This window comes from Pseudonocardia sp. KRD291 (assembly GCF_019263595.1).
In the GTDB taxonomy this organism is placed as follows: Bacteria; Actinomycetota; Actinomycetes; order Mycobacteriales; family Pseudonocardiaceae; genus Pseudonocardia.
Genome location: NZ_JADQDD010000214.1, coordinates 1 through 11,159, shown reverse-complemented (window position 1 = coordinate 11,159; position 11,159 = coordinate 1). Strand labels below are relative to the sequence as shown.

The following is an 11,159-nucleotide window of genomic DNA, read 5'->3' as shown; positions in this document are numbered from 1 at the left end:
CGGCGACGCCCATCCGTCGGTTCGGGTGGCTCTGCGGCTTGCCGAACAGGCGCACGTCGGACTCCGGGACGGCGAGTGCCTCGTCGACGCCGTCGAACACGAGCGCCTTCGCCTCGACGCCGCCGTAGATCACCGCGGAGGCGCCGGGGGAGCGCAGCGTGACGTCCAGCGGCAGGCCCAGCACGGCGCGGGCGTGCAGCTCGAACTCGGAGAGCCGCTGGCTGGCCATCGTGACCAGCCCGGTGTCGTGCGGACGCGGGCTGACCTCGGAGAACAGCACCTCGTCGCCGCGCACGAACAGCTCGACGCCGAACACGCCGGGCCCGCCGAGGGCGTCGGTGATCTTCTCCGAGACGTCCCGGGCGGCGGCCGCCGCGGCCGCGCTCATCGGCTGCGGCTGCCAGGACTCGACGTAGTCACCGGACTCCTGACGGTGCCCGATCGGCTCGCAGAACTGGGTCCCGTCCTTGCCGCGGACGGTGAGCTGGGTGATCTCGTAGTCGAAGTCGACGTACCCCTCGACGATCACCCGCGTGCTCGCCACGCGTCCCGCGTCGAGCGCGTGCGACCACGCGGACTGTGCGTCGCCCGCGTCCCGGATCACCGACTGCCCCTTGCCCGACGACGACATCACCGGCTTGAGCACGCACGGCACGCCGACCTTCGCCACCGCATCGTGCACCTCGTCGATCGTGTCCGCGAACGCGTACGGCGACGTCGGCAGGCCGAGTTCCTCGGCGGCCAGGCGCCGGATGCCCTCGCGGTCCATGGTCAGCCGGGCCGCGCGGGCGGTCGGGACGACCGTCGTGCCGGCGGCCTCCACCTCGGCCAGCGCCGACGTCGCGATGGCCTCGATCTCCGGGATGACCAGGTCGGGCTGCTCCTGCTCGATCAGCGTGCCCAGCGTGACCGGGTCGGTCATGTCGATCGCGTGCCAGCGGTGGGCGACCTGATGCGCGGGCGCCCCCGGGTAGCGGTCCACCGCGATCACCTCGACGCCCAGGCGCTGGAAGGCGATCGCGACCTCCTTGCCCAGCTCACCGGAGCCGAGCAGCATCACGCGCGTCGCAGTCGGGCTGAGCGGGGTACCGATACGCATGCCGGGACCGTAGCCGCGGGGGTCGCCGACCGTGAAGGTGAGGCGGGGCCACATCACAAGGCAGCGTCACGAGGCAGGGTCACGAAGCGGGCCCCGCCCCCGGGGTCACGACCCGGGGATCGCCGCGGCCGCGTCGGTGTCGAGCAGCCAGCGAGTGGTCCCGGCCCGGCGGGCCCCGGCCACCGGCACGTCGGTCTCGGCCGCCCCGCCGAGGGCCCCGGCCACGGCCTCGGCCTTCGCGCCGCCCGCCGCGACGACCCAGGCCTCGTGCGCGCGGTCCAGGACGGCCAGCGTCAGCGACACCCGGTCCGGCGGCGGCTTCGGGCAGTCGTGCACGGCGACGACGGTCGGCCGCGTCTCGTGCACGGCGGGGGAGTCCGGGAACACCGAGAGCGTGTGTCCCTCGCCGCCCATGCCGAGCAGCACGACGTCGAAACCCGGCACGGCGGCGCCCGCGCCGGCCAGTCCGGAGAGCAGGTCGGCGTAGTCCTGCGCCGCCTTCTCCGCCCCGGACGGGCCGGACCCGTCATCGGCGCCCATCGGGTGCACCCGGGACGGGTCGAGCGCCACGTGGTCGAGCAGCGCCTCGCGGGCCTGGCGGTCGTTGCGCTCGTCGTCGTCCGGGGCGACGAAACGCTCGTCGCCCCAGAACAGCTCCACCCGCGACCAGTCGACGGCCTGGTGGGTGGGGAGCTCCCGCACCTTGCGCAGCAGGTCGATACCCACGCCGCCGCCGGTCAGGACGACCCGGGGGACGCGGCCCGCGGCCTGCAGGTCGATCAGCCGGGTGACCAGCCGGGCCGCGACGGCCGCGGCCAGCGCGTCGGCATCCGGGTGGACGTCGATCTCGGTGTCGGACACGGAGCTCTCCTCGATGGCGATGGGGGCCCCGTCGGCGATCGGGACCTCGTCGGCGATGGGTCAGACCTTGACCGGGGTGCGGCCCCGGCTGACGGCCGCGATGCCGGTGAGGGCCTCGTGGTAGATCTCGTCCGGGTCCAGGCGGCGCAGCTCCTCGGACAGGCAGTCCGCCACGTCGCGACGGGACAGCGCGATCAGCCGGTCCGGCTGGCCGGGCTGGGTCAGCTTCGCCGTCTTGCCGTCCGGGCGGGCCAGCTCGATCGTGCCCGACGAGCGGACCAGCCGGACCAGCGCGAGGCCCTGGCTCTTCTCCGACGGCGACCGCTTCACCTTCACCCCGAGCGCGGAGGCCAGCCATCCGGCGATCAGCTCGGTGGACGGCGAGACGACCTCACCGGCGACCACCACGGAGGTGACGTCCTCGTAGGGCGGCACGTCCAGCGCCGCGGCCAGCTGGGCCCGCCAGTGCGTGAGCCGGGTCCAGGTCAGGTCCGTGTCACCGGCGACGTGGTCCCTGCGACGCTGCTCGAACGCCTTCGTCGGGTTCTTCGACGACAGCGCATCGGTGATCCGGCGCTGCGCCAGCTTGCCGATGGCGTCCTGGGACGGGTTCGCAGGCGCCTCGCCCGGCCACCACGCGACGACCGGGGCGTCGGGCAGCAGCAGCGGCATCACCATGCCGGCGCCCGCACCCTCCTCGGCCAGCGGGCCGTAGCCGCGCAGCACCACGACCTCGCTCGCCCCGGCGTCGCCGCCGACCCGGATCTGGGCGTCGAGCCGGGCCGCCGCCCGCCGCTGGCCGCGGGCGAGCACGATCACCCGGCAGGGGTGCTCGCGACTGGCCTGGTTCGCCGCCTCGACGGCGCGCTCCATCTCCCGGCCGTCCTCGGTGACCACGACGAGCGTGAGGACCCGGCCCAGCGCGAACACGCCGCCGGACTCACGCAGCTCCACGAGCTTGCGGTTGACCGCCGAGGTGTTGCTCGACGGAAGGTCGATGATCATCGGGCACCTCGGGTGGTCGTAGTGTTCTTCACGGCCGTTCGCGGGCTCACGGGCTGTGCCGATGCGGCCGTTCGCGGGCTCACGGCCGGCGCCACACGCGGCCGGTGCGGGACAGCATCGCCGCCGACGAGTCCGGGCCCCAGCTCCCGGCGGGGTAGGAGTCCGGCCCCTTCTCGTCCGCGGCCCAGTGCTCGATCACCGGGTCCAGGATCTCCCAGGACCGTTCGACCTCCTCGTTCACCGGGAACAGCGACGGCTCGCCGAGGAGCACGTCGAGGATCAGCCGCTCGTAGGCCTCCGGGGAGGCCTCGGTGAACGCGCTGCCGTAGCCGAAGTCCATCGTGACGTCGCGGACCTCCATCTGGTTGCCCGGCACCTTGGACCCGAAGCGCATGGTCACGCCCTCGTCCGGCTGCACGCGGATGACCAGCGCGTTCTGCCCCAGCTCCTCGGTCATCGTGGCGTCGAAGGGCAGGTGCGGTGCGCGCTTGAACACGACCGCGATCTCGGTGACGCGCCGTCCCAGGCGCTTGCCGGTGCGCAGGTAGAACGGCACCCCGGCCCAGCGGCGGGTCTCCACCTCGCAGGTGATCGCGGCGAAGGTCTCGGTGGTGGAGTCGGGGTTGAAGCCCTCCTCCTCCTTCAGGCCCGGCACCTGCTCGCCGCCCTGCGAGCCGCCCTCGTACTGCCCGCGCGAGGTCGTCTCGTCCAGCGGCTGGGCCAGCTTCACCGCCTTCAGCACCTTGATCTTCTCGGCGCGCAGCTCGTCCGAGGAGAACGACGTCGGCTCCTCCATCGCGGTGAACGCGAGCAGCTGCAGGAGGTGGTTCTGGATCACGTCGCGGGCGGCGCCGATGCCGTCGTAGTAGCCGGCGCGCCCGCCCAGGCCGATGTCCTCGGCCATCGTGATCTGGACGTGGTCGACGTAGTTGGCGTTCCAGATCGGCTCCCACAGCTGGTTGGCGAACCGCAGAGCCAGCACGTTCTGCACCGTCTCCTTGCCGAGGTAGTGGTCGATCCGGAAGACCGAGTCCTCGGGGAAGACGTCGTTGACGATGCCGTTGAGCTCCTTGGCCGAGGCCAGGTCGTGCCCGAACGGCTTCTCGATCACGACCCGGCGCCAGGTGTGGTCGTAGGGCCCGGACAGTCCCGAGCGGGCCAGCTGCTTGCAGACCACGGGGAACGCACTCGGCGGGATGGAGAGGTAGAACGCGTGGTTGCCGCCGGTGCCGCGCTCCTCGTCGAGCTTGCGGACGGTCGCCTCCAGCTGGTCGAAGGCGTCGTCGTCGTCGAAGGAGCCCTGCACGAAGCGGAAGCCCTCGGAGAGCCGGTCCCAGACCTCCTGGCGGAACGGCGTCCGGGCGTGTTCCTTCACCGCGTCGTGCACGACCTGGCCGAAGTCCTGGGCGCCCCACTCGCGGCGGGCGAACCCGGTGAGCGCGAAGCCCGGCGGGAGCAGCCCGCGGTTGGCCAGGTCGTAGATGGCCGGCATCAGCTTCTTGCGGGACAGGTCCCCGGTCACGCCGAAGATCACCAGGCCGCACGGGCCGGCGATCCGTGGCAGCCGCTTGTCCCTCGGGTCGCGCAGCGGGTTGACCCGATCCCCGTTTCCGGCGGTCATCGGCGCAATCACCTGTTCCTCTCGGTGCGGACTGTCGTTCCTCGCGGCCCGTCGGCGGGGAGATCCTGGATCGCCCTGGCGAGCGTCACCAGCCCCGCGACGCGGTCGGTGAGGTGCAGCCGCAGCACCGGCCGGCCGTGCTCGTCCAGGGCGGCCACGACCGACCGCGCCTGTGCCGCGTGCAGGCTATCCAGTTCGGCCAGCCCGGGCGCGTCCCGCGGGTCGGGCATGTCGTCCGGCGGGCCCCCGGTCACGTGACAGTGGACGCCGGAGGAGCCGGTGTCGTGCCCGTCGGCGGGGTCGAGGTGCCGGCGTCCCTCGCCGGCCCACGACCGCGGTGCCCACCCGAACGTGGTCGGCAAACCGGTGCGGTCGGCCAACACGCCGCGCAGGACGGCGACCGAGGCGTCGGTCTCCGGGTCCAACCACGCCGCGACGGCCAGGTGCCCGCGCTCCGGCGTGAGCGCGACGAGCTCGGCCAGCGCCCCGCCGACGGTGTCCACCGGGGTGCTCAGCCATGTCCCGGCGTGCACCTCGACCCCGCCGTCGACGAACACCGGCGGGGTCTCACCGGGGTCGTGCGCGGGCGCCGGGGCCGCGGCGAACGGGTCGGTGCCCAGGCGCCGGGCGGCGAGGGCGACCGCGATCTGCCAGAGCAGCACCGCGGCTCCGGGGTCGCCGGAGGTGCGGACGCCCGCGTCGTCGGCGACGCCGCTGCGCCCGGCGAACACCTCGACGACCGGAGGAGCCTGCGACGGCGCCGGGTTCCGCGGCGGGACCAGCCCAGTGTCGTCGTCGGTGAGCACGACCAGCGGACCGCGGGCGCCGGAGATCAACTGCGCGACCCACTCGGCCTGCGCGGGCGCGTCCTCGGCCCCGCGCAGCGTCAGCAACGACCCGCGGGCCGCGACCAGCGCCCCGGCCAGGACCAGGGCCGGGTTGTCCGGGTCGTCGGCGGTGAGCAGCGGCGCCGCGGCCGCCGCCCCGGCCAGCAGCGACTCGACGTCGGCCCCGGCAAGCCCGGCCGGGACCAGCCCGAACGGGCCGAGCGCGGAGAACCGCTCCGGCACGTCGGCGTCCACGGTCACCACGACCGACCCGTCGGCCCGCGCGCGCTCGTCCAGCGGCGAGCCGGGTTCGGTCAGGTAGACGGTGCGCTCGGCCAGCGCCGCGCGCGCCACCGGGTCGTCCGGGGCGGACCCACCGGCGTCGACCTCGTCGGAGACCTCGGCGGAGAGTTCGTCGGTGATCGCGTCGGCGACGACCCGGTGCACGGCGGCGACGACCGGGTCGTCCCCGGCCGCGTCCGCCACCACCAGCACGGTCGCCGAGAGCTCCCCGGCCAGCGCGTCCGCGACCTGGGCCGGGTCCGCGCCGTCGAGCACGGTCAGCCGGGCGGCGGACGGCTCGGCGAGCGCCCGCGCACCGGCGGTCGCGGCCGGCCCGCCGACGAGCAGCACCCGGTGCGCGCCGGAGCTCACGAACTTCTCCCGCAGCGCCCGCACCTGCCCGACGAGCGGGCGTGAGGTCCGCGGCAGGTGCACCCAGCCGACCCGGTCCCTGCCGATGCTCGTTCCGCGTGCGCTGCTCTCGGCATCGATGTTCGTTCCGCCTGCGCTGCTCTCGGTGCCGATGCTCGTTCCGCCTGCGCTGCTCTCGGTGCCCGCGGGCGGCCACACGCTCGGGTCCGCCTCGGCCAGGCGGGACGCGACGGTCTCCTCCGCGAGCTCACCTGCGATCCGCAGCGCCGCCCCGGTGAACGGCTCACCGTCGAGGTGGACGTGCACCGGGGCGTGCGGATCCGCACCGGGTACGGGCCGGTCTCCGCCGGGGGAGTCGGACACTGCGCGACCGCCGTTCCGCCGCTACTTCGCGGCGTCGAGCTGGCCGCGGACCGTCTCCTGCAGTTCGGTCCAGGACTTCGCGAACTTGTCGACGCCCTCGTTCTCCAGCTCGAGGTAGACGTCGGTCAGGTCGATCCCGGCCGCGGAGAGGTCGTCGAACACCTTCTGCGCGTCGCCCGCGGTGCCGGTGACCTTGTCGCCGGCGACCTCGCCGTGGTCGGCGAAGGCCTTCAGGGTCTTCTCCGGCATCGTGTTCACGGTGTTCGCCACGGCGAGTTCGGTGACGTACATCGTGTCCGCGTAGTCCGGGTTCTTCACGCCGGTCGAGGCCCACAGCGGACGCTGTGCGTGCGCGTCCTGCTGGGCGAGGTTGTCCCACCGGGACCCGGAGAACGCCTCCTGGTAGGCGGCGAAGGCCAGCCGGGAGTTCGCGATGCCGGCCTTGCCGCGCAGCGCCAGCGCCTCGTCGGTGCCGATCTTCTCCAGCCGCTTGTCGATCTCGGAGTCCACCCGGGAGACGAAGAACGAGCCGACGGAGTGGATCCGGGCCACGTCCTGACCGTTCGACTGGGCCTGCTCGAGGCCGGCGACGTAGGCCTCCATCACCAGCTTGTAGCGCTCCACCGAGAAGATCAGCGTGACGTTCACGCTGACGCCCTCGGCGATCGCGCGCGTGATCGCGGGCAGCCCCTCCTCGGTCGCCGGGATCTTCACCAGCAGGTTCGGCCGGTCCACGGCCTTCCACAGGTCCAGCGCCTGGGCCACGGTCTTCTCGGTGTCGTGCGCGAGGCGCGGGTCGACCTCGAGCGAGACCCGCCCGTCGACGCCGCCGGTCCTCTCCCAGGTACCGGAGAACACGTCGCAGGCCTGCTGCACGTCGGCGACGGTGATCTCGCGGATCGCGGTGTCGATGTCGGCGCCGCGGGCGGCGAGCTCGCGGACCTGCTCGTCGTAGGCCTTCCCGTCGGACAGCGCCCCGGCGAAGATCGTCGGGTTGGTCGTGACGCCGACGACGGAGTCCTCGGTGATCAGCTTCTGCAGGTTGCCGCTGGTCAGGCGCTCGCGGGACAGGTCGTCGAGCCAGACCGAGACCCCCGCCGCGGACAGTGCGGCGAGTCGTTCGTTGCTCATGGGTTCTCCTTCGCTCGTGGCGATGCGGATGTCGGGAGAGACGGGTGGTCTCAGGGGGCGGCAGTGATCGACTGCCGTGCGGCCTCGGCGACGGTCTCGCCGGTGAAGCCGAACTTCTCGAACAGGGTGGCCTGGTCCGCGCTGGCGCCGAAGTGCTCGATCGAGACGACGCGGCCTGCGTCGCCGACGAACCGGTGCCACGGCATCGCGATGCCGGCCTCGACCGCCACCCGCGCCTTCACCGCGGACGGGATCACCGACTCCTTGTAGTCGGCGTCCTGCGCGTCGAACCACTCGACGCAGGGCATCGAGACCACCCGGGTGCCGACGCCCTCGTTCTCCAGCGCCGTCCGGGCCGCCACGGCCAGGTGCAGCTCGGAGCCGGTGGCGATGATGACGACCTGCGGGACGCCGGAGGACGCCTCGTCGAGCACGTACCCGCCGCGGGCGACGCCCTCGGCCGAGGTGCCGGCCAGCGTGGGCACGGCCTGGCGGGTGAGGGCGAACCCGATCGGGCCGTCCTGCGGCTTCTCGATCGCGGCCTTCCACGCGTACGCGGTCTCGTTCGCGTCGCCGGGGCGGACCACGGCCAGGCCGGGGATCCCCCGCAGCGCGGCGAGGTGCTCGATCGGCTGGTGGGTCGGGCCGTCCTCGCCGAGGCCGATCGAGTCGTGGGTCCACACGTAGAGCGCGTTCGTCTTCATCAGCGCGCCGAGGCGCACGGCCGGGCGCATGTAGTCGGAGAAGATGAGGAAGGTGCCGCCGTAGGGCCGGGTCGGGCCGTGCAGCGAGATCCCGTTGAGGATGGAGCCCATCGCGTGCTCACGGACGCCGAAGTGCAGCGTCCGGCCGTAGGGCTCGGCCGCCCACATGCCGGTGGCCGCCGACTTCGGGCCGAACGAGTCGGCGCCCTTCATCGTCGTGTTGTTGCTCTCGGCCAGGTCGGCCGATCCGCCCCAGAGCTCCGGCAGCACGTCGGCGACGGCGGCGAGCACCTCCCCGGAGGCCTTGCGGGTGGCGATGCCCTTCTCGTCGATGTCCCAGTGCGGCAGTGCCTCGGCCCAGCCCTCCGGGAGCCGGTGCGCGCTCAGGCGGTCGAGCAGCTCCTTGCGCCGCGGCTCGCGCGCCGCCCAGTCGTCGAACGTGCCCTGCCACTTCTCGCGCTCGGCGCGCGACCGCTCGCCGACCGTGCGGGTGTGGGCCAGGACGTCGTCGTCGATCTCGAAGTTCTGGTCCGGGTCGAAGCCCAGGACCTTCTTGACCTCGCGGACCTCGTCGTCGCCCAGCGCGGACCCGTGCGCGGCGCCGGTGTTCATCTTGTTCGGCGACGGGTAGCCGATCACCGTGCGCAGCAGGATGAACGAGGGGCGCGAAGTCTCGGCCTTCGCGGCGTCGAGCGCGGCCAGGATGCCGGCCACGTTCTCGCCGCCCTCGACGACCTGCACGTGCCAGCCGTAGGCCTCGTAACGTGCCGCGGTGTCCTCGTTGAGGGCGATGTTCGTGTCGTCCTCGATCGAGATCTCGTTGGCGTCGTAGACCACCGTGAGGTTGCCCAGCTCCTGGCGCCCGGCCAGCGACGACGCCTCGCTGGTGACGCCCTCCTCGATGTCGCCGTCCGAGGCGACCACGTAGATCTGGTGGTCGAACGGGCTCGCGCCCTCGGGGGCGTCCGGGTCGAACAGGCCGCGCTCGCGACGGGCGGCCATCGCCATCCCGACGGCCGAGGCGAGTCCCTGCCCGAGTGGGCCGGTGGTCATCTCCACGCCGCGGGTGTGCCCGACCTCGGGGTGCCCGGGGGTGAGCGAGCCCCACTGGCGCAGCTGCTCCAGGTCCTCGCGCTCGAGGCCGTAGCCGGCCAGGAAGAGCTGGATGTAGAGCGTCAGGCTCGAGTGCCCGCAGGACAGGATGAACCGGTCGCGGCCCATCCACTCCGCGTCGGCCGGGTCGTGGCGCATCACGCGCTGGAACAACGTGTAGGCCAGCGGGGCCAGGCTCATCGCCGTGCCGGGGTGGCCGCTGCCGCACTTCTGCACCGCGTCCGCGGCGAGCACCCGGATCGTGTCGACGGCACGCCGGTCCAGGTCGGTCCAGTCCTCGGGCAGGTGCGCCGTGGTCAGCGCGCGGACGGCGCTGTCTCCGGAATGGGGGGACTCTGCGGTGACGGACAAGACGATGACTCCTGTACTCGGTTCTCGAACGGACTACTCGGTGCTTCGCTTCGCTGCTGTGTTCTCGCTGCTGTGTTCCGGTGCTTCACGGGGGCCCGCGACGGCGCCCGCGCAACCCGTGCGACGCAGGCCACACCGCCCGCCGCCGTCCTCGCGACCACCCTACTGCTCGGCCCTCCGGCCAGCAGTGATGCCGGTGACCGGGGGATGAACGGAGACGGTCGACCCGCGCCCGCGGGCGTCGGCGCCCGATCGGTCGAGGGCGGACTACCCGGTCGCCCGGGATCGCATTCCACCGGTTACGCTCGACGCGCTGTAGAACGTTGTGGAGACCCGATGTCGGCGCCCCGCCGACCGGCCGCACGCACCACCACCACGAACCGATCGACCCCGAGCGAGGTAGCTGCAGGTGAGCGCACCCGTGTCCCGACCGGGACGGCCGGAGTCGACGCCCGGAACCGGCACCGAGGCGGGTACCGGCGGACGGTGGGGGCGGATCTCCGCGACCCTGCGCGCGTACCTGGGCCTGACCAAGACCCGGATCATCGAGCAGCTGCTCGTGGTGACGGTGCCGGCGATGTTCCTGGCCCAGCGCGGCGTCCCGTCGCTCTGGCTGATCGTCGCCACCCTGATCGGCGGCGCGATGGCCGCAGCCAGCGCGCATGCGCTGAACTGCGTCGTCGACGCCGACATCGACCAGAAGATGAAGCGCACCGCGCGCCGTCCGCTGGCGGCCGGGAAGGTGCCCACCCGCAACGCACTGATCTTCGGGCTGGTGCTCGGTGCGCTGAGCTCGCTCTGGCTGGGCCTGACCACGAACTGGCTGGCCGCCGCGCTCTCGGTGGGTGCGATCGCGTTCTACGTACTGGTCTACACGTTGCTGCTCAAGCGACGGACCTCGCAGAACATCGTCTGGGGCGGTGCCGCGGGCTGCATGCCGGTGGTGATCGGCTGGGCGGCGGTGACCGGCAGCGTCGAGTGGCCGGCACTGGTGATGTTCGGCGTGATCTTCTTCTGGACGCCGCCGCACTTCTGGGCGCTGGCCATGCGCTACCGCGAGGACTACGCCGCCGCGGGCGTGCCGATGCTCCCGGTGGTCGCCACGCCGCGGCAGGTGTCGATCCGGATCGTGATCTACAGCTGGGTGATGGCGGTGTGGAGCCTGCTCCTGCTGCCCGCCACGTCGTGGATCTACGCCGCGGTCGCGGTGCTGGGCGGGGCGTACTTCGTCTACCGGGCACACCGCCTGCACGCGTCGGTGAAGGCGGGCCGGGAGATCTCCCCGATGCCGCTGTTCCACCTCTCGAACCTCTACCTGTGCGTGCTGTTCGCGGCGATCGCGGTGGACGCCGCGGTGGGGCTCCCCGTCCTGATCTGATCCCGCTGCCCTGATCTGAGCCCCCTGCCCTGATCTGAGCCCGCGGTCCTGA

The 11,159-nt window shown here is 72.9% G+C and carries 8 protein-coding genes; 1 reads left to right on the top strand and 7 read right to left on the bottom strand.

Annotation, left to right across the window (positions count from 1 at the left end; all coding sequences use genetic code 11):
* From purT to tkt, 7 genes are all read right to left on the bottom strand, one after another.
* On the bottom strand, nucleotides 1-1,099 hold a 1,099-nt coding region (purT, locus tag I4I78_RS23865), incomplete at its 3' end, for a formate-dependent phosphoribosylglycinamide formyltransferase (RefSeq protein WP_218613716.1).
* 105 nt (nucleotides 1,100-1,204) lie between these two features.
* Nucleotides 1,205-1,960 carry a 6-phosphogluconolactonase gene (gene pgl, locus I4I78_RS23860; RefSeq protein ID WP_218613715.1) on the bottom strand — a complete coding sequence of 252 codons (756 nt, stop codon included), beginning with the start codon at nucleotides 1,958-1,960 and terminating at the stop codon, nucleotides 1,205-1,207.
* A gap of 60 nt (nucleotides 1,961-2,020) precedes the next feature.
* Nucleotides 2,021-2,965 carry a glucose-6-phosphate dehydrogenase assembly protein OpcA gene (opcA, locus tag I4I78_RS23855; RefSeq protein ID WP_218613714.1) on the bottom strand — a complete coding sequence of 315 codons (945 nt, stop codon included), beginning with the start codon at nucleotides 2,963-2,965 and terminating at the stop codon, nucleotides 2,021-2,023.
* Between the two features lie 79 nt (nucleotides 2,966-3,044).
* Nucleotides 3,045-4,586, bottom strand: a complete 1,542-nt coding sequence (gene zwf, locus I4I78_RS23850) for a glucose-6-phosphate dehydrogenase (RefSeq protein WP_218613713.1) — start codon at nucleotides 4,584-4,586, stop codon at nucleotides 3,045-3,047.
* Between the two features lie 8 nt (nucleotides 4,587-4,594).
* Nucleotides 4,595-6,430, bottom strand: a complete 1,836-nt coding sequence (locus I4I78_RS23845) for a hypothetical protein (protein WP_218613712.1) — start codon at nucleotides 6,428-6,430, stop codon at nucleotides 4,595-4,597.
* 21 nt (nucleotides 6,431-6,451) lie between these two features.
* Entirely contained in the window at nucleotides 6,452-7,561 is a 1,110-nt protein-coding gene (gene tal / locus I4I78_RS23840) for a transaldolase (RefSeq protein ID WP_218613711.1), read from the bottom strand.
* A 50-nt stretch (nucleotides 7,562-7,611) separates the two neighbouring features.
* Nucleotides 7,612-9,678, bottom strand: a complete 2,067-nt coding sequence (tkt, locus tag I4I78_RS23835) for a transketolase (protein WP_226380317.1) — start codon at nucleotides 9,676-9,678, stop codon at nucleotides 7,612-7,614.
* A 460-nt stretch (nucleotides 9,679-10,138) separates the two neighbouring features.
* Between tkt and I4I78_RS23830 the strand changes: the two genes are divergently transcribed.
* Complete coding sequence (locus I4I78_RS23830) at nucleotides 10,139-11,107, top strand: heme o synthase (RefSeq protein ID WP_218613709.1); 969 nt, start codon at nucleotides 10,139-10,141, stop codon at nucleotides 11,105-11,107.
* The last annotated feature ends 52 nt before the right edge of the window (nucleotides 11,108-11,159 follow it).